The 24013-nt window shown below is 69.4% G+C and carries 18 protein-coding genes and 2 pseudogenes; 12 read left to right on the top strand and 8 right to left on the bottom strand.

Annotated features, from left to right (window positions below):
* Positions 1–10: 10 nt before the first annotated feature.
* On the bottom strand, positions 11–859 hold the full coding sequence (locus CRP52_RS23490) for a helix-turn-helix transcriptional regulator (RefSeq protein ID WP_097238196.1): 849 nt from the start codon (positions 857–859) through the stop codon (positions 11–13).
* Positions 860–1094: 235 nt separating this feature from the next.
* Between CRP52_RS23490 and CRP52_RS23485 the strand changes: the two genes are divergently transcribed.
* From CRP52_RS23485 to CRP52_RS23475, 3 genes are all read left to right on the top strand, one after another.
* Complete coding sequence (locus tag CRP52_RS23485) at positions 1095–2534, top strand: aldehyde dehydrogenase family protein (RefSeq protein WP_257032817.1); 1440 nt, start codon at positions 1095–1097, stop codon at positions 2532–2534.
* 36 nt (positions 2535–2570) lie between these two features.
* On the top strand, positions 2571–2927 hold the full coding sequence (locus CRP52_RS23480) for a nuclear transport factor 2 family protein (protein ID WP_097238195.1): 357 nt from the start codon (positions 2571–2573) through the stop codon (positions 2925–2927).
* A 117-nt stretch (positions 2928–3044) separates the two neighbouring features.
* Positions 3045–3461, top strand: coding sequence for a nuclear transport factor 2 family protein (locus CRP52_RS23475; RefSeq protein ID WP_097238194.1), 417 nt, complete (start codon positions 3045–3047; stop codon positions 3459–3461).
* Positions 3462–3509: 48 nt separating this feature from the next.
* Here the strand turns inward: CRP52_RS23475 and CRP52_RS23470 are convergent, their stop codons facing one another.
* A complete protein-coding gene (locus CRP52_RS23470; protein WP_179852899.1) occupies positions 3510–3926 on the bottom strand; it encodes an SDR family NAD(P)-dependent oxidoreductase in 417 nt (138 codons plus the stop codon).
* A gap of 3 nt (positions 3927–3929) precedes the next feature.
* Here CRP52_RS23470 and CRP52_RS23465 point away from each other — a divergent pair.
* The 5 genes and pseudogenes from CRP52_RS23465 to CRP52_RS39795 all read left to right on the top strand — a co-directional run bounded on the left by CRP52_RS23465 (position 3930) and on the right by CRP52_RS39795 (position 7792).
* Positions 3930–5142, top strand: a pseudogene (locus tag CRP52_RS23465) (replication initiator).
* The gene (locus CRP52_RS23460; RefSeq protein ID WP_097238193.1) at positions 5139–5324 is read left to right on the top strand and encodes a helix-turn-helix domain-containing protein; all 186 of its coding nucleotides are present in this window, start codon (positions 5139–5141) and stop codon (positions 5322–5324) included. The pseudogene CRP52_RS23465 and the gene CRP52_RS23460 overlap by 4 nt, the downstream one beginning before the upstream one ends.
* Positions 5324–6532, top strand: coding sequence for a tyrosine-type recombinase/integrase (locus CRP52_RS23455; protein ID WP_097238192.1), 1209 nt, complete (start codon positions 5324–5326; stop codon positions 6530–6532). The genes CRP52_RS23460 and CRP52_RS23455 overlap by 1 nt, the downstream gene beginning before the upstream one ends.
* A gap of 215 nt (positions 6533–6747) precedes the next feature.
* Positions 6748–7158 (top strand): annotated as a pseudogene (locus CRP52_RS40855) (IS110 family transposase); the annotation flags it as partial.
* Positions 7159–7204: 46 nt separating this feature from the next.
* Positions 7205–7792 (top strand): transposase, encoded by a 588-nt coding sequence (locus CRP52_RS39795; protein WP_257032816.1) that lies wholly within the window; start codon positions 7205–7207, stop codon positions 7790–7792.
* Between the two features lie 591 nt (positions 7793–8383).
* Here CRP52_RS39795 and CRP52_RS37720 read toward each other — a convergent pair.
* The 3 genes from CRP52_RS37720 to CRP52_RS23440 all read right to left on the bottom strand — a co-directional run bounded on the left by CRP52_RS37720 (position 8384) and on the right by CRP52_RS23440 (position 9974).
* Positions 8384–8692 carry a hypothetical protein gene (locus CRP52_RS37720; protein WP_143685813.1) on the bottom strand — a complete coding sequence of 103 codons (309 nt, stop codon included), beginning with the start codon at positions 8690–8692 and terminating at the stop codon, positions 8384–8386.
* 648 nt (positions 8693–9340) lie between these two features.
* Positions 9341–9592, bottom strand: a complete 252-nt coding sequence (locus CRP52_RS23445) for a DUF7848 domain-containing protein (RefSeq protein ID WP_097238191.1) — start codon at positions 9590–9592, stop codon at positions 9341–9343.
* Between the two features lie 76 nt (positions 9593–9668).
* Entirely contained in the window at positions 9669–9974 is a 306-nt protein-coding gene (locus tag CRP52_RS23440) for a hypothetical protein (protein ID WP_373560513.1), read from the bottom strand.
* 181 nt (positions 9975–10155) lie between these two features.
* On the opposite strand from CRP52_RS23440, the gene CRP52_RS23435 reads away from it, so the two are divergent.
* Positions 10156–11358 (top strand): helix-turn-helix domain-containing protein, encoded by a 1203-nt coding sequence (locus tag CRP52_RS23435; RefSeq protein ID WP_097238190.1) that lies wholly within the window; start codon positions 10156–10158, stop codon positions 11356–11358.
* A gap of 529 nt (positions 11359–11887) precedes the next feature.
* On the opposite strand, the gene CRP52_RS23430 is transcribed toward CRP52_RS23435, so the two are convergent.
* Positions 11888–12274, bottom strand: coding sequence for a winged helix-turn-helix domain-containing protein (locus tag CRP52_RS23430; RefSeq protein WP_257033114.1), 387 nt, complete (start codon positions 12272–12274; stop codon positions 11888–11890).
* Between the two features lie 549 nt (positions 12275–12823).
* On the opposite strand from CRP52_RS23430, the gene CRP52_RS23425 reads away from it, so the two are divergent.
* The 3 genes from CRP52_RS23425 to CRP52_RS23415 are packed head-to-tail and all read left to right on the top strand — an operon-like array spanning position 12824 to position 15866.
* Positions 12824–14350 (top strand): replication initiator, encoded by a 1527-nt coding sequence (locus CRP52_RS23425; RefSeq protein ID WP_306458919.1) that lies wholly within the window; start codon positions 12824–12826, stop codon positions 14348–14350.
* Positions 14347–14535, top strand: a complete 189-nt coding sequence (locus tag CRP52_RS23420; protein WP_097238189.1) for a helix-turn-helix domain-containing protein — start codon at positions 14347–14349, stop codon at positions 14533–14535. Before CRP52_RS23425 ends, CRP52_RS23420 begins: the two co-directional genes overlap by 4 nt.
* Entirely contained in the window at positions 14535–15866 is a 1332-nt protein-coding gene (locus tag CRP52_RS23415) for a tyrosine-type recombinase/integrase (RefSeq protein WP_097238188.1), read from the top strand. Before CRP52_RS23420 ends, CRP52_RS23415 begins: the two co-directional genes overlap by 1 nt.
* Before the next feature lie 334 nt (positions 15867–16200).
* On the opposite strand, the gene CRP52_RS23405 is transcribed toward CRP52_RS23415, so the two are convergent.
* Both CRP52_RS23405 and CRP52_RS23400 read right to left on the bottom strand, forming a co-directional pair.
* Positions 16201–17211 carry a polymorphic toxin-type HINT domain-containing protein gene (locus tag CRP52_RS23405; RefSeq protein WP_097238186.1) on the bottom strand — a complete coding sequence of 337 codons (1011 nt, stop codon included), beginning with the start codon at positions 17209–17211 and terminating at the stop codon, positions 16201–16203.
* 20 nt (positions 17212–17231) lie between these two features.
* Complete coding sequence (locus tag CRP52_RS23400) at positions 17232–23981, bottom strand: RHS repeat domain-containing protein (RefSeq protein WP_101948242.1); 6750 nt, start codon at positions 23979–23981, stop codon at positions 17232–17234.
* Between the last annotated feature and the right edge of the window lie 32 nt (positions 23982–24013).

The raw sequence follows: 24013 nt of genomic DNA, 5'->3' as shown, positions 1-24013 counted from the left end.
CGGCAATCGGTCAGCTGCCGGCGGGCCGTACGTCGTCCCGGTGTCCCGCTGCGTGGAGGGAGCCGAGGAGTGCGAGGGAGTCGGTGTCGGTGCTGCCCGGCGCCGTGGTGCCGACGAGGAGGTACTGGCCGTCGGCGGCCTGCACGTCGAACGCCTGGTAGGTGAGGGTGATGCGGCCGACGTCGGGGTGGTTGAAGACCTTGGTCTTGCGGCCCAGGCCGCTGACGCTGTGGTCGCGCCACAGGGCGGCGAACTCCGGGCTGTCGGTGATCAGTTCGCGCACCATGGCGGCGAGCTCGGGGTCCTGGCGGTCGTGTCCGGCGGCCAGGCGCAGTGCTTCGACGGTGTCGCGGGCGACGCTGTGCCAGTCCGCGAAGAGTTCGCGGGCGGCCGGGTCGTGGAAGAGGGAGCGCACCATGCGGCGCCGGTCGGCCAGGGGTGAGAGCAGGGCGTCGGCGAGGGAGTTGGAGGCGAGGACGTCCAAGCGGCGGTTGATGACGTAGGCCACGGCCGTGGGGAAGGCGTCCATGAGCTGGAGGAGGGCGGGGTGCACCTGGTCGTGCGAGTGGGCGGGCGCCGACTTGGGTAGCAGGCCGGCCAGGCGGTAGGCGTGCCAGCGGGCGTCGGTGCCAAGGCGCAGGGCGCCGGCGATGGCGTCGATCACCTGGCCGGAGGGGTTGGTCTCGCGGCCCTGTTCCAGGCGGGCGTAGTAGTCGGCGCTGACGCCGGCCAGAACGGCGACCTCTTCGCGCCGCAGGCCCGCGACCCGGCGGGAGCCGGAGGTGGGCAGGCCCACGTCGGCGGGCGTCACCCGGGAGCGGCGTGCCCGTAGGAACGCGCCCAGCTCGTGGCCACTCATGCTCGCATCGTACGCCGCCCAGACCACCGGCTCGCCGGGGCGGCTCGCACCGGTCGTGGCGCGGATTCGGGCGTCTGTTCCTGGGTGTGGCACTCCTAGGCAGGCCCGGCCTTCCTGGTGGCCTGTGCGGTGCCGATAGTCGATGGTGTGCCGGTCCGCGGCCTTGGGGCACCGGGCCGGACGTCCGCCCCGAAGGCGGGCACACACCAGCGATCGTCGTGCCAGGAGAACCACCATGGACGCCAGTGCCTTCACCGACTTCACCATGACCATCGCCGGCCGGGCGGTGCCGGGTGCGGCGTCCTACGAGGTCCTCGACCCGGCTGACGAGACGGTCGTGGCCTCGGCGCCGGTCTGCTCGCCCGAGCAGCTCGACCAGGCGGTGGCGGCGGCCAGGGCAGCCCTGCCCGGCTGGTCGGCGACGCCGTTGGAGGAGCGGCGCAGGCTCGTGCTGGCGGTCGCCGACACGGTCGAGGCGCACCTGGAACCCCTCAAGTGGCTCCTGACCCGGGAGCAGGGCAAGTCGTTGGACGACGCCGCCGCGGAGATCCTCGGGTTCGGGTACTGGTTGCGGGGGACGGCGTCGCTGTCGCTGCCGGAGACGGTGAACGAGGACAGCGCGGAGCGGCTCTCGGTGACCCGCCGGGTGCCGCTGGGGGTGGTGGGCGCGATCGTTCCGTGGAACTACCCGCTGGGCAACGCGGGGTTCAAGCTCGCCCCGGCGCTGCTGGCGGGCAACACGGTGGTGTGGAAGCCGTCCCCGTCCACCCCGCTGGTCACGCTGAAGGTCGGCGAGCTGCTGTGCGAGGTCCTGCCGCCCGGTGTCCTGAACGTCGTCTCGGGCGGCGCCGAGCTGGGGCCGTGGATGACCGCGCACCCCGGCATCGACATGATCAGCTACACCGGCTCCACCCGCACCGGCCGCCGGGTGATGGCCGGCGCGGCGCCGACGCTGACCCGGGTGACCCTGGAACTGGGCGGCAACGACGCGGCGATCGTCCTGCCGGACGTCGATGTGCCCGCCGTCGCGGAGAAGCTGTTCTGGGGCGCCTTCGCCAACAGCGGCCAGGTGTGCCTGGCGATCAAGCGGCTGTACGTCCACCGCGACATCCACCAGCCGCTCCTGCGGGCGCTGGCCGCCTACGCCGCCACCGTGCGGGTCGGCCGCGGCACCGAGCCGGGCGTGAGGCTCGGCCCGGTGCAGAACCGCCCGCAGTACGAGCGGGTCCTCGACCTCCTCCAGGACTCCCACGCCCAGGGCCACCGCTTCGCCACCGGCGGCCGGGCCGGAGAGGGGCCGGGCTACTTCGTGGTGCCGACGCTCGTGGACGATCCCCCGGAGTCCTCGCGGATCGTCCAGGAGGAGCAGTTCGGGCCGGTCCTGCCGGTGCTCTCCTTCGACGACGTCGAGGACGCCGTCACCCGGGCGAACGCGAGCGAGTACGGCCTCGGCGCCTCCGTCTGGTCGTCCGACCCGCGGACGGCCCTGGCCGTCGGACGGCGCCTGCGGGCCGGCACGGTGTGGATCAACGAGGTCCAGCACCTCACCCCGCTCGTCACCTTCGCGGGCCACAAGCAGTCCGGGCTCGGCTCGGAGAGCGGCGCCGAGGGCCTGCTCGAATACACCGCGCCCCAGACCTTCACCCTCCGCCACGCCGCTGCGGCCTCGGCCTGAGACCCGGGCGTGGACCGACGACGAAGGAGGCCGGCGATGCCGACCGAACAGCAGGTCAACGACTGGGTCCAGGCGTACGTGCGGGCCTGGCGCAGCAACGCGCCCGAGGACATCGCGGCCCTGTTCTCCGCCGATGCGGAGTACCACGAGTGGCCGTATGAGACCGACTGGATCGGCCGCGAGGAGATCGTGAAGGGCTGGCAGTCCCGCCAGGCCTGGCAACAGGGCGGCTGGGACTTCGAATGGTCCATTCTCATGATCAACGGGGACACGGCCGCGATCAAGGGCACCGGCGCCTACGAGGAGCTCGGCACCTTCGCCAACCTCTGGACGGTGACCTTCGACGACCACGGCAGCTGCGTGATGTTCCGGATGTGGAACAACCAGGTCTGACGCGGCGCGGACAGCAAGCAGCACGGGCCGCCGGCCGGCGGCCCGTGCCGGGATTCGGAAGACACGATGAGCGAGACGATGGTCGACTACGCGTAGTTCAGGGCCCTGGGCCCCTTCATGGAACTGGTCGAGGAGTCACTGGCCGGTCTGACCGACGGCGAGCACTACTTCGACCTGTTCGCGGACGACGTCGTCATGGAGTTCCTCTACGCGCCCCCGGGCACACCGCCCGCGCTGCACGGACGCCAGGCGATCATCGACTCGTTCCGCGGGTACGGGCGCATCATCGCCCTGGAGCGCATGAGCGATTCCAAGGTCTACCCGACCACCACCCCGGACGTGGTGATCCTGGAGTACGCCGGCCACGGCACCGGGGTCGCCACCGGCAGGCCCTACCACCAGCACTACGTCTCGATCGTGACGATCCGACAGCGGCGGATCGTCCACTGGCGGGACTACTCCAACCCCCTGGTCGTCATCGACACGATCGGTGGTGCGCAGGAGATGACGAAGGCCATGTTTCCCAGGGCCTGACCACACCGGTGGCCCCGGCTGCCGTGGCGGCCGGGGCCCGTCCCCGATTCACTGCGGTGGAGCGAAGTGGCCGTCGACGGCCGTCCACCCGCCGTCGACGGTGAGCACGCCGGCGGTCACGTAGCTCGCGGCGTCCGAGGCCAGGAACACCACCGCACCCGCCATCTCCTCGGGCTGCGCCCAGCGGCCCAGCACGGTCTTGGCCGCGTACGAGTCATAGCGCGCGGGGTCGGACGTGGCCCAGGTCGTCATCGGCGACTCGACCACCCCGGGGGCGAGCGTGTTCACCCGCACGCCGAGCGGGCCGAGTTCGGCGGCCGCCGTGTTCAGCAGGGCCACCAGGGCGGCCTTGGTCGCGGAGTAGATGCCCTGGGCGGGTTCCACGGTGACGGCGCGGATCGAGGAGACGCCGATGATCGAGCCGCGGTGGACGCCCGCCAGCGTGGCTATCTGGGTAAGGGTCACAGCGTGGACGCCTTCGGCCAGAGCCAGGCGGCGCGCGGCGGCCAGCTCCTCGGCACCCCGCTCGACCCCGCGCGCTACGACTACGCGGGCGCGGTGCTCTGGAACGCGCACGCCCCCGCCCTGTGGGCACGTTCACCACCCACCTGCGCCGCGAGATCGCCAAAGCCGCCGGGCTCACCCAGCGGACCCTGCGACACCACGCCACCCTGTCCTACGCCAAGGTCGCCGAGTACCAAAAGCGCGGCCAGGTCCACTTCCACGCCGTCATCCGCCTCGACGGACCGACCGGCCCCACAAGCGAACCGCCCGCCTGGGCCACCACCGAGCTCCTCGATCACGCCGTCCGCACAGCCGCCAGGCGTGCCCGCGTCCCGCACGAAGGCCAGCCCCGGCGGGAACGACCGCAGCCCGCCGGGAACGCGACCCGGGTCCAGGGCGCTGACCGGGCGGGGCGCCTGGTGTTCCGGTTCGGGCGGCAGATCGACGTCCGCGCGATCCGCAGTACCGACTTCACCGGCGACGCCCCCGTCACCGACCGCCACGTCGCCGCCTACATCGCCAAGTACGCCACCAAGGGCGCCGAGACCACCACCGGCACCCTCGACCGCCGCCTCCGCCTCCTCGCCGAACTCGCCCAGCACGACATCACCGACCACGCCCGCCGCATGATCCACACCGCCTGGCACCTCGCCGCCCGCCCCGATCACGCCCACCTCCGCCTGCGCCAGTGGGCTCACATGCTCGGCTTCCGAGGACACTTCTCGACCCGTACCCGCCACTGCTCGACCACTCTCACCCAACTGCGCACTGAACGCACCGCCTGGCGAGCCCGCCAATCCGAGGCCACCGCTTCGGCTGCCGTCGGCCCGCGCCCTGAGCAGATCGAGGCCGACACGTTGTCTCCACCGGCGGACAGCCGGTTACTGACCGGAACGGTGACCGCGATGACCACGGTGACCTGACCGCCGGTCACCGAGCCGGTCGCTGTGCCGGTCAGCACGGCGGCACGAACACGACCCTCGTCCTCTCGCACTGGCAGTACGCGGGAACCGGCCTCCTGCCCGAACTCGCCCACCTCGCTGACCTCCTGGCCACCACACCGCGCCCCCGGCCCGAGCAACCGAGCCGCCCCCGGCATGCGCGGCGCGCCGGTGACCCGGCCGGTCACACCACCGACCCGCTGACCGCCGCCATCCAGACGGGGGTGATCGCGTGACCGCCGACGCCGAACTCCTCACCGTCCCCGAGGTCATGGCCCGCCTGAAGATCAGCCGCTCCACCGTCTACGACCTCATCCGCACCCGGCGGCTCGCGTCGATCACCATCGGCCGCGCCCGCCGTATCCCCGCGCACGCCCTGACCGCCCTCGTCCACCACCAACTCGCAGAGGCAGCCTGATGACCACCCACGACAACAACCCCGCCACCGGCACCAGCTCGCGGAGGGTCCGCGCCAACGGCGACGGCACCATCTACCAGCGCAAGGACGGCCGCTGGGAAGCCGCCGGCTACGTCCTCGCCCCCGGCAACACCCGCAAGCGCGTCAGCGTCTACGGCACCACCCGCAAGGACGCCCTCGCCAAACTCACCGAGAAGACCGCCTCCAGCAACCGCGGCGTCCCCGTCGTCACTGCCCAGGGCAGCCTGGCCACCTATCTGACGTACTGGCTGGAGAACGTCGCCGTCCATCAGCTCCGCGAGACCACCCACACTCGCTACACCGCCTGCGTCACCCAGTACCTCATCCCCGGCCTCGGCAAGAAGAAGCTCGCCAAGCTCACCGCGAAGGACGTGCGCACCTGGCTGAACGAACTGCGGACCGTCTGCCAGTGCTGCGCTCGCGGCATCGACGCCCGACGCAAGCCCGACGCCCCGGCCGGCCGCCGCCCGCGCTGCTGCCCCATCGGCAAATGCTGCCGCAAGTACCTCTCCCCGCTCACGCTCGCCTACATCCACTCCGTCCTCAAGTCCGCCCTGGAGCACGCCGTCTGCGAGGAAGAGATCCCGCGCAACGTCGCCCGCAACGTCCGCACCGGAACCCCCCGCCCCCGCCGCTTCAACCCCCTCACCGCCCACGAGGCCCGCACCTTCCTGACTGCCGCGCAGGGCCACCGCCTCCACGCGCTGTTCGAACTCGCTCTGCGCACCGGCCTCCGCAAGGGCGAACTCCTCGGCCTTCACTGGGAAGACCTCGACCTCGACCACGGCACCGCCAGCATCCGCCGCACCCTCCAGCGCACCGGCACCGGCGGCCTCACCACCCTGCCGACCAAGACGATCAGCTCCGAACGCCGCATCGCCCTCCCCGCCGCCTGCGTCGCCTCGCTCCACGAGCACCGTGACCGACAGGCCCGCGAGAAGCAACAGGCCGGCGCCGAGTGGGCGGACAACGGCCTCGTCTTCACCCGCCCGGAGGGTCACCCCATCGAACCCTCCACCCTCACGCGGCACTTCAACGCGCTGCTCCGATGCTCCCGCCTGCGGGCGATCCGGTTCCACGACCTGCGGCACTCGACCGCGACCCTCCTCCTGGAACAGGGCGTCGAACTCGTCGTCATCAAGGAACTCCTCGGTCACGCTCACATCGGCGTCACGGCGACCGTGTAGGCACACGTCCGCCTCCGCCTCCAGCGCGACGCCATCGACCTCCTCAGCCGTACCCTCGGAAAGCCCCCGAGGCCGCCACCGACCCCGACGACGGCGACGACCCACCGCTTGGTGCAGCACCCGTCCGCTGATGCGATGAAGGGGCGGAGCCTCCGCTCCTCGTGGGTGCCCCGGCGTCGGGCGACACTGGGCTTGTCCATGCAACCTGCACAACGATGGAGGCCCCTGTGTGTGCAGAGTACGCCGGGCGGCAGTACGTCGGTATCGACCTGCACCGCCGCCGCTCGGTTATCGTGAGGCAGACTGATCAAGGCGAACTGCTGGAGACCGTCCGGATCGACAACGACCCCGTGGCGCTGGCCCTTCAGATCGCCAAGGCGGGGCCCGACCCGGACGTGGTACTGGAGGCCACCTACGGCTGGTACTGGGCCGCGGACGTGCTCCAGGCCGCCGGCGCCACCGTCCACCTGGCGCACCCGCTCGGCATCAAGGGCTTCGCCTACCGGCGCGTGAAGAACGATGTGCGGGACGCAGGGGATCTTGCCGACCTGCTGCGGATGGGCCGCCTGCCCGAGGCCTATCTCGCCCCGCCCGCCGTACGCGAGCTGCGCGAGCTGGTCCGGCATCGAGCCAAGTGCGTCGCCCTGCGATCCGGACTGAAGGCGGAGATCCATGCCATCCTCGCCAAGCAGGGCATCATTCTGCCGGCCAGCGATATCTTCGGCGTCCGCGGTCGCGATCTCCTCGCCACGGCGCCACTGGACCTCCCTTCCGGCCCGGGCCAACGCCACACTGCGACTCATCGACGCCTACGACTTCGAGGTCGACCTCGCCAACGGGTGGCTGCGCGCCCGTTTGGCCACCCACGCCGGCTACCGCACAGTGCAGACCCTGCCTGGTGTGGGCCCCACCCTGGCGGCGGTGTTCGTCGCCGAGATCGGCGAGGTCGACCGCTTCTCCGACGCCGCTCACCTGTGCTCCTGGGCCGGTATGACACCACGTCATCGCGAGTCCGACACCAAGGTCCACCGAGGACGCATCACGAAGCAGGGCTCCACCCTCGTGCGCTGGGCCGCAATCGAGGCCGTCCAGAGGATTCCTTCCGGCAGCTGGCTCACCTCCACCAGGGCCGCCATCACCGAACGACGCGGCCGCAACATCGCCACCGTCGCGGTCGCCCGCAGACTACTGACCCTGGTCTACTACGGCCTGCGCGACGGCGAGATCCGCTCCCTACGTCGAGGCAAGGCCGCAGCATGACCAGGCACACTGCCGCGTCCGGGCGCGAGGTCGTGCAACGTCTGACCCCCGCCACGGCGGCGAGGTCGCCCCGCTGATTGACCCCGCCCGGCCGCACGCCGAACCGCTCCATGCCCCACCCGGGGCGAAGGGATGACCGGCAGCCGTGCCAACGGCCTGCCCACCCCGGCACCGTCCGGACCCTGGAGACGACACCAAACACCCCCAACACAAACCCACCAGGAACGCAGCAGCAACCAACCAGCACTTCCGGCCCCAACATCGTCGCGAGCCGACGCCCCAACCTCAAGGCCGTTCGTCCTCGGCTCCGCCTGCGGGCGCTCCGCCTTGACCCACGGGACGCCGTGTTCGCGTACGCCCAAAACCAGCCGGAACAGCTGGAAAACAAGCTGCCCGGCACTTGACCGGCCCCGTCCCTTCAGGGATGACGTTGCCGTCAACTACTGCCGTCAGACGCCCAGAGGCCCCACCGGAACTAGACCAGTGGGGCCGCTGTGATCTCTATAGACCGGGAGCCTTCCCATGCCAGGGAATTCCCAGGCAGGACACCTTCAGAATAGAAGAGCATTGCAGAGTTCGATGTAGCTTCAGTTACTCCTGAGACGCAACCGAGCGAAAATAATCGGCTGCACGGTTGAGCGAATTATCCAACGCCACCAGCCCCTCTGCATCACGCCATTTTCTGGTCCCCGCCTCACAGGCTTGCCATGCCTCGACGTACGCATCCTCTGCATCAGCGATGCTGAAAAGCAACTCATCTAGACGATCACCCGAGATCCGACTCTTCTTGCCTGGATCAAGGATCCTGTCATTCATTTCGGCTCGCGCAACCAAGACCTCTCCTGCGCGCCGAAGATGAATTTCACCCACGTTCGCACTAACGATGATCTCGGCCAGCACTCTAAGAGCAGGTGGCGGAACATACATCGAAGATCAATCTCCTCACTAACCCCTCCTAAGGGCGAGTCGCAATGTAGCCACGCCCCTCGCGCCTTCCGGCAACTCGACTCCACCCGCCCGCAATATGGCTACGCAGTACGTGACGCAGTTGTTACCGGGACCATAGGGGCCGAAGTTCGTGTCGATGGAGCCTTGCTGGGCTTTCCAAGCAGCCTCCGCATTGGGAAGATTGAACGTCCTGGATACGGTCTTCGGCCCCATGTCCTCTAGATACGCCTCCCCACCCACATTTGGGAGCCCAGAATAGTTGCCAGGCGACCTAGGCCTTCCCTGCGGCATGGCTTCTGTCGTGGCCGATCGCCCGTCTGCCATGTCTATCCGAATGATGGCGTGCCCATCACTCCCCTGCTCAGGATCGTAATGGATGGTCGCCGTTCCATCGCAATTATGGACAAGGACCGGCGTGGCCCCTGCCAGCACATAGTACGTGTGCTACGCGACCCCTCTCCACCTGCCTTTTCGCAGGTCAACGGTGGTTTGACGGTCCGTTGGTGTCCGTGGATGTGCGCCGAAGTCCGTGGTTGTTGCCGTCGCTACTGCCGTCAGAGGTGTAGACCAGTTGTGCTGTCATCGGCTGCGCGCGTGATCCTACTGCCACGCTCCGGGCTCGGCACGGACGATGGTGTGGGTGGTCTGCCGATAGGACTGGTGGCCGGTCTGCGCGCAGTGTCCGGCGATCCAGCGCGTCAGGTCATCGGGGGTGTGCATCTCGCCGGACGCGGCCGCGCAGTCCTGTTCTTCGCCGGTGACGCAGAGCGCCTCGAAGGTCGGCAGCGCCAAGGGGTCCGGGTCGGTGGTCACGTTGTACTCGCGGAACCGGTAGCGGGTGGTCGTCCCCATCAGTGTGGTCCTCTGCCTCTGTCGCGTCATCGGGTCTCGAAGGTCTACCGCCGTGGTGGTGTCGCGGACTTGGCCATCAGTTGTGCTCGTCAGGCCGGGCACCCTCGGTCGCCTCCTGTGGGGCGGGGATGCGCTGCCCGCGCGAGTCCGCGATTCTGAGCACGTCCGACAGGGCCTCGGTCAGGCGGCAGGCCAGCCAGCGGTATTCGACGGCCGGCCGTACGGGCGCACCAGGTGCCAGGACGCCTCGGGCGTACTCCAACAGTTCCTCACCCATGCTGATCTGCACCGTTTCGATGTCGTCGGCGAGGGTCGAGAGGTACCCCCTACCGTCGGTGCTCAGGTAGCAGGGGTTCCCGTCCGGGGAGGTCCACGGGAGCAACCGAGGCCCCTCCCCTGCAGACTCCGCACTCCGATGAGGCAGGCGTTCCGCTTGGCTGCTGTTCTGGTTCATCGTGCCCGCCCGTGGTCGGCTCCGCTGTGGCTGTTGATCAGGGTCCCCTTTGGCGCGAACCTTGCGGAGTAGCCAGCGTGTCTGCCTCCGTGTCTGCCAAGCTGGCTTGGTGCGGGAGACGGTCGGGGAACTGGTCAGGCGGCTGCGCCTGGCGCGCGGTTGGAGTCAGCGGCGGCTGGCCGAGGCGCTGGCCGATGCTGCTCCTGAGCGCGTTCCTCCGACGCGCAACGACGTGTCCCGCTGGGAGATCGGCACGCGGTCCCCCCGGGAGTGGCTGCCCTTCCTCGCCCTGGTGCTGGAGGTGCCGCGCGAGCTGCTGGAAGCGGCGAAGGCAGTCCAGCCCCCCAAGTCCGTGCCGCGTGCGCTGACCGTCGCCGACTTCCTGCCCGAGAGCGACCCGCTGTCCGCGCTGACGGCGCGAACTGGTCGCCGGATCGGTGCCGGGCAGGTTACCGACCTGGCCCGGCGGGTGCACGGGCTCCGGCTGGCCGACGATGTGGTGTACGGGAAGGACCTGATCGCCCCGGCCCTGCGGGAACTGCGGACGGCGGTCACGCTCTACCGCGAGGGCACCCACACCGAGCAGGTGGGCCGTGAACTGCTACGGACGATTGGCGAGTTGGCGCAGATCGCCGGTTGGGTCGCCTCCGACGCGGGCGAGCATGCCGAGGCCGAGCGGATCTACCAACTCGGGATCAGTGCCGCCCGTGCCGCCGGGGACGGGGTGCTGTCGGGGAACGTGGCGGGTTCGCTGGCCTACCAGTGGAGCAACACCGGACGCCCCCGCGACGCGGTGGACCTGGCTGCCGCCGCAGTGGCAGAGGCCGGCCCCGATGCTCCGGCGAAGGCCCGCGCGCTGTACCTGGACCGGGTGGCCTGGGCGCACACCCGCGCCGGCCAGGACCGCGCAGCGATGACCGCGCTCGGGGAAGCCGGCGAGGCCCTGGCCAAGGACTCGGCCGGTACCGAGTCGCCCTCGTACCTGTACTGGATGGACGCTGGGGAACTCCAGGTCATGGAGGCCCGCGTCTACACCGAGCTGCACCGGCCGCTTCGCGCCGTACCGCTGCTGACGGACGTCCTGGGTCGTTATGACGCCAGTCACGCGAGGGAGTTGGCGCTGTACCTGTCCTGGCTGGCCGTGGCCTACGCCGACGCGAACGAGCCCGAGGCCGCAGCCGGGACCGCCGGCCGGATGCTCTCCCTGGGGCAGAGCGGCAGCGAACGCACCACCGAGCGCGCACGGATCGTCCTGGACCGGTTGCGAGCGTTCCGCGACGTTCCCGAAGTCGCCGAGCTGCTGGCGTCCTGATCGCCCCGATCGCGCGGGGGGCGAGTTCGGACTGCTGCTTGCGGGCGTCTCGGCACTCGGCGGGCTTGCGCACGGTGTGGTCGCTCGGCACAGGAGCGGTCGTGGGTCGGCGGGGAGCCTGCGCTGCGGAGCCGGGGCGGCGTCGGACACCGCCCTCGGCGGGCCCGGCGGTGGAAACGGAGGGTCGGACCCCTGGCCGACCCCGTGCCCGCGATCCGACCGTAGGACGGTCGCAGGCGACAACTTGCTCCGCGACGCGGGCAAGGAGTCCATAGGACACAACTTGCTCCGACCCTGGGCGGTGCTGGGGTAAGCAGCGCTTACCCCACAACTTGCTCCCACCGGGCACCAGTCGCCCCCCGCTCACGACCTGGTGGACCACTGTTCGCCGACACCCGTGAAGACCTCGGGGCCAGTCAGCCCTGGGTCGGTCGGCGACGGCGGGCCACCTCCAGCGGGCGGAGCCCGCCTTGAACCTCGTAGAGAAAATCTGAACGCACTGCCCCGACCAGCGTCCCCGCACGGCGGGTCAGCGGCCTCGCTCGGTGCCGCCCGCTTCCAGGGCTTCGATGCGGGCGCGGAGGTCGGCGAGCTGCTCGACCGCCCCGGCAAGCGCGTGCTCCAGCGCCCCGACGCGGGCCGCCGTCCCGCCCGCGGGCACGGTCTCCCGGCTCGGGCTGTCGAGCTCATCAGCGTCGGCCTGGTCGTGGCGGGCGACGAAGGCACCCTTGCCGGGGCGCGAGAGGGCCCAGCCGTCCTGCTTCAGCAGGGCCATGGCCTTCTGCACGGTCAGGCTGGAGGCCCCGAACTCCCGCATCAACGCGCTCTGCGTCGGCAGCGCGTCCCCCAGCCTGAGCCCGCCGGAGCGGATCTGCTCGCGCAGGGTCTCGGCGATGACCTCGAACGTCAACGGCACTCCGCCGCCCGCCGGCCTGCGCCCGCGCCGCATCGCCACCACGCCCGCCACTCCCGCCTTTCGTGCCCACTATCAGCGAATTCCGGCCCGTCCAAACCGGGAAACCGGCCCCACACTACCCGCGTCCCGCCGCCCGAAGAAAGGAATGAGGAGGGATGCACTTGAATGCGCCCGTGGAACGGTGCTACCTTCACGCACCGCCGGTGATCACCACCGCCCCCGCCGACCGGACCAGCCGTCCCCGGCCCAGCGCCCGCGCCCGCCATGAGGCGCCACTCCCCATCCCCTGTGAGCCGATCACTTCGGCCCTCCGCTCCGCCACCTCTCGTCCCCTCATCGCTTCTGCCGGAGGTCTGTCCCGCATGCCCGCGCAGCTCCACCTCCCGTCTACCGCAAGCACTTTCGCTCCCGCGAACGGGGTGTGCGCCACGCCGATGCACGCTGTCACGGTCACGGCCGACGCGTCCGCGAGCAGGGATTCGGCGCTGGAGCGCCGGGCGCGGCTGACCGCCCGGCTGGCGAAGCTCGCCGCCGCCGGGTACCTCTCACCTGGCCCGCCAGGTCGGCGGGCTCGGCGGCTGCGCCCGTCCGATCCGCCTGACCGGGCACCGCACCCGCGTCGACGCCGCGACGGGCCAGGTCCTCGACCACCTCGACGCGCGGCAGCTCCCGGCGGGCGAGCTGCTGGTCCGCTGCGGCAACCGCCGCGTCACCCGCTGCCCGGCCTGCTCGACGGTCTACCGCTACGACACCTACCAGCTCATCGCCGCCGGACTGCGCGGCGGCAAGACCGTCCCCACCAGCGTCGCAGCCCACCCGCGCGTGTTCGCCACGCTCACCGCGCCCGGCTTCGGCCCTGTCCACAACCGGCCCGACACCGGCCGCTGCCATTGCGGCCAGTGCCATGCCGACGACGACCCGCTTCTCGGCACCCCGCTCGACCCCGCGCGCTACGACTACGCGGGCGCGGTGCTGTGGAATGCGCACGCCCCCGCCCTGTGGGCGCGCTTCACCACCCATCTGCGCCGCGAGATCGCCAAAGCCGCCGGGCTCACCCAGCGGACCCTGCGACACCACGCCACCCTGTCCTACGCCAAGGTCGCCGAGTACCAAAAGCGCGGCCAGGTCCACTTCCACGCCGTCATCCGCCTCGATGGACCGACCGGCCCCGCAAGCGAACCGCCCGCCTGGGCCACCACCGAGCTCCTCGATCACGCCGTCCGCACAGCCGCCAGGCGTGCCCGCGTCCCGCACGAAGGCCAGCCTAGGCGGGAACGACCGCAGCCCGCCGGGAACGCGACCCGGGTCCAGGGCGCTGACCGGGCGGGGCGCCTGGTGTTCCGGTTCGGGCGGCAGATCGACGTCCGCCCGATCCGTGGCACCGACTTCACCGGCGACAGTCCAGTCACCGACCGGCACGTTGCCGCCTACATCGCCAAGTACGCCACCAAGGGCGCCGAGACCACCACCGGCACCCTCGACCGCCGCCTCCGCCTCCTCGCCGAACTCGCCCAGCACGACATCACCGACCACGCCCGCCGCATGATCCACACCGCCTGGAATCTCGGCGCACGCCCCGATCACGCCCACCTCCGCCTGCGCCAGTGGGCCCACATGCTCGGCTTCCGAGGCCACTACTCCACCACCCTCACCCACCTCCGAGCCGAACGCACCGCCTGGCGAACCCGCCAACCCGACACCACCGCCCCGGCTGCCGGAGGCCCGTGCCGTGCGCAGACCGACGCCGACAACGTCGTGTCCACCGGCCGACAGCCGGTCAGTGACCGAGGCAGTGACCGCAATGCCCACGGCGGCCTGACCGCCGGTCACTGTGCCGGTCACCGCGACGGGGCCGGTCAGCGTGGCACGGGCACAACCCTCGTTCTCTCGCACTGGCAGTACGCCGGAACCGGACTCCTGCCCGAACTTGCCCACCTCGCCGACCTCCTGGAAGCCAAGCGGCCCACCCGGCCCAACGGACGTCGGCCGGACGGCCCCGGTCAATCCGGCGGTCACCAGCCCGGTCACCCCGGTCACCGGTCAACCCGCGCCGGCCGGCGAGGGGCCACCGAATGAGCGCCGGCGTTGAACTCCTCACCGTCCCCGAGGTCATGGACCGGCTCAAGATCAGTCGCTCCGCCGTCTACGACCTCATCCGCACCCGGCAACTCGCCTCCCTCACCCTCGGCCGAGCCCGCCGCATCCCCGCCCACGCGCTCGCCGACCTCATCCACACCCGACTCGACCAGGAAGCCGCCTGATGACCACACCTCGCAACACCCCTGCCGCGTCGCGCCGCGTCCGCGCCAACGGTGACGGCACCGTCTACCAGCGCAAGGACGGCCGCTGGGAAGCCGCCGGCTACGTCCTCGCTCCCGGCAACACCAGCAAGCGCGTCAGCGTCTACGGCATGACACGGGCGGAAGCACTGGCCAAGCTGACGGAGAAGATCGCCGCCAGCAACCGCGGCGTCCCCGTCGTCACCGCCCAGGGCAGCCTCGCAGCCTTCCTGACGTACTGGTTGGAGAACGTCGCCGTCCACCAGCTCCGCGAGACCACCCACACCCGCTACACCGCCGTCGTCCACCAGTACCTCATCCCCGGCCTGGGCCGGAAGAAGCTCGCCAAGCTCACAGCCAAGGACGTCCGCACCTGGCTGAACGAGCTGCGCACCGTCTGCCAGTGCTGCGCACGCGGCATCGACGCCGGTCGCAACCCCAACGCCCAGACGAACCGCCGCCCACGCTGCTGCGCCATCGGCCGCTGCTGCCACAAGCGCCTCTCCCCGCTGACCCTCGCCTACATCCACTCCGTCCTCAAGTCCGCCCTGGAGCACGCCGTCCGCGAGGAAGAGATCCTGCGCAACGTCGCCCGCAACGTTCGCACCGGCACACCCCGGCCCCGCCGCTTCAACCCCCTCACGGCCCACGAAGCCCGCGCCTTCCTCGCCTCCGCACAGAACCACCGCCTCCACGCGCTGTTCGAACTCGCTCTGCGCACCGGACTCCGCAAGGGCGAAGTCCTCGGCCTGCGCTGGGAAGACCTCGACCTCGACGACGGAACCGCCAGCATCCGCCGCACCCTCCAGCGCACCGGTACCGGTGGCCTCACCACCCTGCCGACCAAGACGATCAGCTCAGAACGCCGCATCGCCCTCCCCGCCGCGTGCGTCGCATCGCTCCACGAGCACCGTGACCGACAGGCCCGCGAGAAGCAGCAAGCCGGCGCCGAGTGGGCGGACAACGGCCTCATCTTCACCCGTTCCGACGGTCACCCCATCGAACCCTCCACTCTCACACGACACTTCAATGCCCTGCTCCGCTGCTCCCGCCTGCGAGCGATCCGGTTCCACGACCTGAGGCACTCGACCGCGACACTTCTCCTGGAACAGGGTGTCGAACTCGTCGTCATCAAGGAACTCCTCGGCCACGCCCACATCGGCGTCACCGCGACCGTGTACGCCCACGTCAGGCTCCGCCTCCAGCGCGACGCAATCGACCTCCTCGGACGCGCCCTCCGCAACCCCTTGGAGGCCACCGGCGAACCCGACGACGGCGACGACCCGCCGCTTTGTGCAGCACCCGTCCGTTGACGTTGCCGTCAACTACTGCCGTCACACATGCCAGAGGCCCCGCCGAAATTCATTTCGGCGGGGCCTCTGGCATGTGTCTACGAATACAGCTCCAGCCATCCCCAATCGCCGGGACACGTGCTCAGCTCTCGAAGACAGTACTTCAGACAATTCTGAAGAGTGGGCGCGTCTGTGCGAATCAATTCGCGTTCACCCAGCCCCGGCCCTGACATCACCATCGTCCAGGGCTTGTGCCCTGTTTGCATACGCTCATGGTCAACCTTGAGGAGGACAGTGACGCCAGCCCTCCCCAGCTGATCCATGAGTAGCTCGATATCCACCATCACCGCTCCCGTCAATACCCTCGTAGCATCGAGGCGATCTCCCCAACATCCATGCTGTGACCTGCCTTTTTCGGGGTAGCGACTTTGGATATAACGCTCCATAGATCATCTGAAGTCGGCCCACTGGTGATGCCGTTACGGTCCATCAGCTGAGATACGACAGCATGAGCAGTGCGCTTGTTTCCATTGTCGAACATGTGGCCACCCGCAATGTCTCGAATCACCACCGCCGACTTCTCCCAGAAGCTGCCGTAGCGACTCGCGTTGATCATTGTATTCTCGGGAGTTCCACGCTCCGCAACCAACCCACCGAATCCGCGATTCGTCTCTGTTATCTCATCTGGAGAAACGGAATTCTTGAAGCCGCCATCGCCGCAATTGTGCACCAGAACCGGCGTGGTGCCTGCCAGCACATAGTACGTGTGGATGTCCGCGATGGTGAGGTCGTAGGCGACCTGGGGGGCGGTGTCGTAGTTCCTTACTGCCAGGACGGTGGGAGTGCGGCCGTCTATGGTGCGGACCTTGTCGCCGGGGGTGAGGTCGGCGGCGTTGGTCCACTTTTTGGTTGTTTCATCCCAGAACGGGTGGTGCTGGGTGCTGGTGAGGTTCTCTACTGCTCCGGGGTCGCCGTTGGAGTCGTTGACTTGGAGCTGCAGGTCGGTGAAGTGCTGATCATCTGGTGTTCGGATGGTGCGGATGACCGACTTGGGTTCGGTTTCTCCCGTCGTCGGGTCCGTTGCCTGGACCTGGTCTCCGAGCTGAAGGGATTCGATCGCCTGGGTCGTGCCGTCGGCCAGGAGAACGCGCGTGCCGGGCGGGAAACTGTGGGTGGCGCTGGCCGGGGAGTTACTGCACGAGATCATGGACAGCGCATCAGCCGTCCTGTCGGCCATGTCCTCGGCCTTTTCGGCCGTCATAGCAGCTTTGCCGGCCTTTCCGGCCAGTGCGAAGACACGCTCGCCGGGGATGGCACCTGCGAGGTTCTGGGCTGCGCTCGCGTAGTTGCCGTCGTAGGCGTCCATGGCAGCGGATCCGACAGCGCCTACGGCGCCCAGTCCGGGAACGATCTGGAGTGAGTCGAAGAGCTCATGGAAAGCTTGATTGTTCCGCCGCGGTAGATGATGAAGACGTGCTTGCTTACGACGTTGGGGTGTTCCTTGTTCCCGCTCCACGCGTTCCAGTAATTCTCGGTCCAGGACCCGTCCCGCTCTAGCTTGAACGTTTCGGTGGTGATATTGCCCTTGTCGTCAGTGCAGGTGCCGAATCCACCGCAGACGCCTTCCGGGCGGAGGCCGCTGGGGTCGCTCTTGTTGACGGGGTTGCTGTTGGCGTAGGCGTAGCCATTGATCTGTTGCGGGTCGGAGAGGTCGAGGATGGGGTCGACGGAGACGAAGCGGCCGTTGGCTGCGTCGTACTCACGGGCACCGAGGTGGGTGAGGCCGGTGGTGGCGTCGTTGGTGCCGCCGACGAAGCCTCGTTCGGTGGGCCAGGAGGCCGGTTTCTTGCCCCGTGGTGTGCCGAAGGCCGTGGTGTCGCCTCGGGTGTAGGCGAGGTTGTCGGCGCTGATGGTGAGTTGGGCGGTTCCCTGCTGGTCGTTGATCAGGTAGTTGAGGCTGCCGTCGTCGGACTTGACGATGGTGGCGTTGGCGACGGTGATGTAGCGGGTGGCGGTGACCTTGTTGGCGGTCTTGTCGAGCTTGAGTTCCTGGCCGTCCAGGTAGAGGGTCACCGAGTCGGGCTCACGGCGCAGGAGGCGGTTGCCGTTGGCGTCGTAGAGGAAGGTCGTGCTCTTGCCCGCGACGGTGGACTTGGCGAGGTGGCCTTCGGTGTCCCATTCGAGGGACTGATCGCCGTCGGCGGTCACGCGGCGGACGGTGTTGCCGGCCTCGTCGTAGGTGAAGGTGTCGGTCCGGGCGTCGGTGCCGGTGATATCAACCCGGGAGAGGGCGTGCGGCCGGGTGCCTCCTGGGGCGGGGTAGGTGGAGGTGCGCTGGGTCTGGTCGCTCTGCTGGTTCTCCGCGGTCTGGGTGAGTTGCGCCCAGGGAAGCCAGCTGCCCGTGGTGAAGGACCGCTTGGTGTAGTTGAGGGCTCCGCCGGCGGCCGTGATGAGCTTGAGGTCGCCCGAGGAGCTGACGACTGCTGCGGACAGCGGCTGGTTCAGCTGGCCGACGACCTGGCTGACGTTGCCCCAGGGGAACCAGTTGCCGTCGGGCTTGCGGGCCGTGTGCCAGAGCGTGCCGTCGACGGTGGTGACGACTTCGAGTCCGGCGCCGGTGGCGGTGGCGGTGATGTCGGTAGGCGAGCCCAGGCTGCCCACGACGCTATAGACGTCGCCCCAGGAGTGCCAACTGCCGTTGCTGTAACGGACGGTGTGCCAGAGCTTGCCTCCGGCGACGACGATGACCTCAAGGCCGGTGCCGGTGGCCGCGCTGGTGACGCGGGTGGCGCCGGTCAGGCTGCCGGTCTCACCATAGACGTTGCCCCAGGCCGACCAGGTACCGTCCGGCCTGCGCAGGGTGTGCTTGAGCAGGCCATCGGAGAAGGTGAGGACCTCCAGCCCGGAGGCGGTGGCCGACAGGGACAGCTGGTTGGGGTTCGCGATGGCGCCGACGACGCCGGTGACGTCACCCCAGGGCTGCCAGGAGCCGTCGGGCTTGCGCAGGGTGTGCCAGACCCTGCCGCCGGCGATGGCCATGATCTGCAGGGTGTTGTCGGCCCAGACTGCTGCGACGTGCTCGACCGGAGCGCCGAGCGGGCCCGCCTGGGTCGTGGTGTGCAGGTTCTCGTAGTTGCGCCACGTTCCGTTGGTGCGCTGCTGGGCGAGGTAGACCTGCCCGCCGGAGATCGCGACGGAGGCGGTCTGGCCGTCGCCGGCGATGGCGACGGAGCTCACCTTGGTGGTGTCCATGAGCGGGCCGGGCGCGGCGCCGCTTGTGCGGTTGGTCGCCTGGGTGCGGTTGCCGGCCGCGTCGTAGGTGTAGCTGGTCCAGTACGGGTCGACTCCGCCGACGAACGGGCCGTTGGCCGTGGTCGGCTTGGCCACGCAGTCGTCGGTTGACGACCAGGCGTTGGTCAGGCGCTGCGCGAAGTCGTAGGTGTAGCACTGGGTGTCCGTGACAGCAGAGTCGTCGCGGTCGTCGCGGACACGGGTGATGCTGCCGATCGGGTTGTAGGTGTAGGTCTTCTTGTCGAGTGTCTGCGGCCCGCTCTTACGACGGTCGGTCTGAACCTGGGCGAGGCGCTGGGTGGCGTCCTCGTAGGTGTAGGTCTGGAAGGCGTCGGAGCCGAAACGGCCGATGGTGCTCTGCGTGAGCTGGCCGAACGGTGAGTAGGAGTTGCCTTGGGAGTAGACCTGGTCGCTGCTGACCGTGGTGGGCAGGCCCAGCGGGGTGTAGTTCCGGCGAACGGTCTCCTGCGGGAGTCCGCCGCCAGCCGGATAGGTGGTGGTGTCAACCAGGCCGGTATCGGGCGTGTAGCTCTGGGAGGTGCTGTAGGTGTTGGCCAGCAGCCCCTCACTGTCCGGGATGGTGACGGTGGATCCGGTGGGCCGTGCCGCGCCGTCGAACCCGGTGACGGCGGTGGAGTACGCCTTCCCGTTCTCGTAGCGGGTGCTGCCGGTGGCCAGGCCGTTGCTGCCGGGCAGGGTGTCGTAGGCCCACTCGGCGAGCTTCGTCCCGGTGGTGGAGCCGTCGAACATCGTCGTCTTGCGACCGAGGACGTCGTAGGCGTACGCGAGCGTCCTGCCCCGGGCGTCGGTGACGGTGGCGAGCGTGCCGTCAGTGTTGTAGGTGCTGGTGGTGGTGCCCTTGTCCGGGTCGACAGCCTTGGTCTGCCGGCCGAGCAGGTCGTACTCCCAGCTCCAGGCGTTGCCTGCGGCATCGGTGAACCGGGTGAGCTTGCCGGCTGGGTTGTAGGTGTACTTCAGGGTCTCGTACGCCGACGCGGGCGCGTCGAAATCCGGGCTACCGCTCTTGTAGTGCCGCACCTCGGACGTTCGGCCGTGGGCATCGGTGATGGTGAGCGTGGGTGTGCCACCGTCAGGCGGAGTGGTCGCACCCCAGTTCACGCCGTAGCGCGTGGTGGAACGCCACTGCTCCACATTCAGGGACTTGAAGATGCTAGCGGTGGGCCGGTCGAGCCCATCGAACTCGGTCTCCGTCTGCGACGGGATTTTGTTGTCCAGGCCGATCCACAGCGCTGCCTCCGGAACGCCGTCGGCGTGGTACGCCCCATTGGCGCGGTAGACCCGGCCGTGGCTGTCGTAGAAGCTGTCGGTGATGTTGCGGCCACCGTTGTGGGCGGTGCTGCCGCCGTGCGCCTCCTCCTGGACCTGGCGCGGGCGCAGGAGACCGTCGTACAGGGAGATGCTGGTGCGGTAGTCGCCGCCTTCCAGCAGGGTCCTGGTCGTGACGGCGGGCTGCTTGCCGGGTTCGATGGTGTACGCGTACGTCGCGCTGGCCGAAGCGCTCTTGTCCCGGCCGGGGTTCCACACGGCCGTGGTGCGGCCGAGGGCGTCGTAATCGACGTAGGTGGTACGGCTGTTGGCGTCGACGACCTTCACCGGGAGGGCACGCAGGCCGTCGTAGGTGGTGATGGTCGTGAACTTCTTGGGGTTGGTCGACTGCACGACGGTGGCCTGGCTGCCGCTCGCCGGGGTGTAGGACGTCGTGGTCTCGGCGTTGTTGGCGTCCTTGACGGAGGTTGCACGGCCGTACTGGTCGTACGCGGTGGTGGTGACCGTCTGGTAGTGCGGGTTGCTGCCGTCGAAGCGGTCGAGGGCCTCCGTCGTGGTGGCGTTGCCCTTGCCCGGTTCCGGAGCGGATCCGAAGGGCTTGCCGTCGTAGGCCGTCCTGGCCTCGCTGGTGACGGTCGCCGGCGTGGCGGTCGTCGAGCAGAGCGTGCTGCTGGTCTGGACGTTCTGCTGGTAGGAGATCAGCCAGTTGGTGGTGTCGGGCGTGACGTAGGTGGTGCGGGTGCACTGCTCGTCACCGGAGACGTTCGTGTCGCCTTCGTCGGAGACCGTCGTGGTCTGACCGTAGTCGTCGAAGGCACGGCTTTCGCGGAGCGTGCGGGCCGTACTGCCGTCCGGCTGGAACGCCTTTGTGGTCACGCTCTCGGTGCGGACCATCGCGGCGGTCAACGGGGGAATGGCCGCGGCCTCGGGGCGGCCCGCCTCTCCCGGCGGGGTCGAGGTGGCCTTGCCGTCCTTGCTGGGCAGGGCCTTCACCGCCCGGCTCGCGGTGCCTCGGAGCCAGGGGTTGTTCACCGTGCTGGTGAGGGGCTTGCCGCCGTCCTGGTCGTCCTTGTCGTAGACGACGCTCTCGCGAGCGAAGCCGGAGAGTTCGTTGCTGTCCTTGAAGCCCTGGAGGGGGCTGACGGGCCTCGGCTGCCCGTTGGCGAGGGTGTCGCCGTCCAGGCCGCGGAAGTAGACCGTCTCGGTCAGACTCTTGCCGGAGGCGCCGACCCGTGTGCGGACCCGCTGGTAGCCGCGGAAGTCGTTCCAGGTGCGCTCCTTGTCCGGGGTGAACTCGGAGTTGTCGCGCCGCCAGGCCGCGCCGTCGAGGTACTCGTAGTTGGTGACCTTGTCAGGCGATCCCGAGCCGGCCACCAGGTCGTGCTCGGTGACCGTGTCCACGAGGTACTTGTGGAACCAGTCGAGGACCGGGTCGACCGCGCCTTCCGGGGTCCACCAGGACGGGTAGCAGCGCCTGGTGTTGCTGTCCGGGATGGGCAGAGCGCCGGCGACACAGTCGATGCCGGTGTACTTGATGTCGGTGTTGGAACCGGTCTCGGAGGTGATCCGGTTGACCCGGTACCGGTTCATCGGCGGACGGCCCTCGGCAGAGTCGACCCGGTTGGGGCGCAGGTCCCCGCCGAAGGTCACCGGCTGGAGCGTCTGCGCAGTGGCACCGGCCTTGGCGGTACGGGTGATGGACTTCAGCCACAGCGCCCGGCCGCCGCTGTCACCGGTGGCGGGGAAGTCCTGGTCCAGGCTCCAGGCATCGACGTCCCGGTAGTTGCCGTCGCTCTGCCGGGCCTGCGTGCTGATGCCGGTCAAGCGCTTCTTGGACCAGAAGGTCGGGGCGCCGTTGCGGCAGTCCTGGTCCTTGTCGCAGGACTGGTCGACCGGGGTGTCGTACCAGTTGGCCGCATTGGCCTTGGTGAAGGAGCAGTCGGCCGCCACGCACCGGTCGGCGGTGGAGAAGGTGACCTTGCCGGCGGGCGAGGCGTTGTAGACCTGGCCGGCTCGATGACCGTACTCGATGTGGTTCAACGTGACGGCGCGGGTGTAGGCGGCGTCGGCCTTGGGGGTTCCCGTGGAGGCGCCGATGTTCTTGGCGTAGGCGTTCTTCTCCTGGTCGTAGAAGTACGCCATCGCGTTGCCGTGCGGGTCCACGACGTAGTCGAGCTGCCAGCGCCAGGCCCGGTCACGTGAGGAGTCCTTGAACGCGGGCGCGTAGCCGGGCTCACCGGGCTGGTTGCCGAACACCGGCACGGTCAGGGCCGACCCGGTCTCGGGCTTGCCACTGCTCCACCCGGGCAGGCGGTTCTTGCCGAAGAAGTACTGGGTGCCGTCGGTCGTGGTGACCTTCCAGTACTCGTTGTCGGTGTCGCCGTTGGCGGTGTCCGTCGCGTTGCCGTTGAGCTTCTCCACCCGCGAGCCGTCGTCGTTCGACAGCTTCCAGGTGCCGGTGGCGTCGTCGCGCACCAGCGCGGAGCTGCTGCCGTTGAGCGAGACCGTGGCGTTGTCGGACTTCCAGCACAGGTCACCGCCCGTGGCGGGAGCGTTGCTGCCCGAGCCTTTGTCCCCGACGCAGCCCGTGTAGGTGCGCTCGATGAAGCCCGGGTTGTAGTCCCAGCCGTCACCGATCCACGAGGACTGGTTGTTGGTGGATGCGGTGCGCCCGTCGATGGCTGCGGACGAGTAGCCGATGGTGACGTGGGGGGTAAGGTCACCAGGCACCGGGGGCAACTGGATCGGGTAGGACCAATTGAAGGAGCCGGTGTTGCCGCTCACCGACCAGGTGCTGGACGGCGACAGCGACGTCGCCTTGTAGTTGCCGTCCGGCCCCGACGCCCCGGCCGTGGCGGCCAGTACGGTCGCACCGGTGACCGACGCTTCCGACGCCTGGCTGAGGGCGGCCTTCACGGCGCCTCCGGAAGACTGGCCCGCAGGTGCGGGCACCGCGACGTCGGCCGTCAGGGTGCCGGTCTTGGTGTCGTTCGAGGCGGCCACCGGCGTGACCGTGCGGCACTGCGGCTGGTCCGGAGTGGTCAGCGCGCACGCGGGCAACTGCACGAAGGTCAGGCGGGAGCCCCAATCGGCCCCGAACGACTCGTGGAAGGCCTTGTAGTCGAGCTGCACGCGGGCCTTGTCCGGGGCCGTGCTGCCGGCCACCGGCTGCAGGTTGACCAGGACCCCGTCGAGGCCGACCTTGGCCGCCGCGGCACGGTCGGACAGCGCGACGCGGATCTTCGGCTGCTCACCTGCCGCCGGGCTTGCTCCGACGGAGGCGACGGTCAGCGGCAGTCCCGGTGCCTTGGCCTGATCGGTCGGCCGCTGTGCCGAGGTTGCCGGGAGGGCGAGTTCGGCCTGCCCCGGCTTCGGCCATGCCGCCGCCGGAGGCGCGGTCGGAGGTTGGGCCGACTTCGGGTCTGGGCGGTGCGCCTCGACCTTGGCGAGCGGGACGGACTCGACGTGCTGGACGGGCGGCAGCTTGAAGTCGCCGTCGGCCGCTACCGCGACGGCCGGAATCTGCACGGCCGCGGCTATCAGAGCCGTCACCGCCATGGGTGCGACTTTACGGAGCACCGGGCGTGTTA

This window comes from Streptomyces sp. 1331.2, assembly GCF_900199205.1.
Lineage (GTDB): Bacteria > Actinomycetota > Actinomycetes > Streptomycetales > Streptomycetaceae > Kitasatospora.
The sequence above is the reverse complement of the archived record's forward strand: the minus strand, read 5'-3'. Positions and strand labels throughout refer to the sequence as shown.

Excerpts from the sequence above, each read along its gene's own strand:
- CRP52_RS23480 (WP_097238195.1), top strand. The coding sequence starts at position 2,571 with ATGCCGACCGAACAGCAGGTCAACGACTGGGTCCAGGCGTACGTGCGG.
- CRP52_RS23455 (WP_097238192.1), top strand. The coding sequence starts at position 5,324 with ATGACCACCCACGACAACAACCCCGCCACCGGCACCAGCTCGCGGAGG.
- CRP52_RS23475 (WP_097238194.1), top strand. The coding sequence starts at position 3,045 with ATGGAACTGGTCGAGGAGTCACTGGCCGGTCTGACCGACGGCGAGCAC.
- CRP52_RS23415 (WP_097238188.1), top strand. The coding sequence starts at position 14,535 with ATGACCACACCTCGCAACACCCCTGCCGCGTCGCGCCGCGTCCGCGCC.
- CRP52_RS23400 (WP_101948242.1), bottom strand. The coding sequence starts at position 23,981 with ATGGCGGTGACGGCTCTGATAGCCGCGGCCGTGCAGATTCCGGCCGTC.
- CRP52_RS23490 (WP_097238196.1), bottom strand. The coding sequence starts at position 859 with ATGAGTGGCCACGAGCTGGGCGCGTTCCTACGGGCACGCCGCTCCCGG.
- CRP52_RS39795 (WP_257032816.1), top strand. The coding sequence starts at position 7,205 with ATGCCATCCTCGCCAAGCAGGGCATCATTCTGCCGGCCAGCGATATCT.
- CRP52_RS23405 (WP_097238186.1), bottom strand. The coding sequence starts at position 17,211 with ATGGACGCCTACGACGGCAACTACGCGAGCGCAGCCCAGAACCTCGCA.
- CRP52_RS23420 (WP_097238189.1), top strand. The coding sequence starts at position 14,347 with ATGAGCGCCGGCGTTGAACTCCTCACCGTCCCCGAGGTCATGGACCGG.
- CRP52_RS23445 (WP_097238191.1), bottom strand. The coding sequence starts at position 9,592 with ATGGGGACGACCACCCGCTACCGGTTCCGCGAGTACAACGTGACCACC.
- CRP52_RS23485 (WP_257032817.1), top strand. The coding sequence starts at position 1,095 with ATGGACGCCAGTGCCTTCACCGACTTCACCATGACCATCGCCGGCCGG.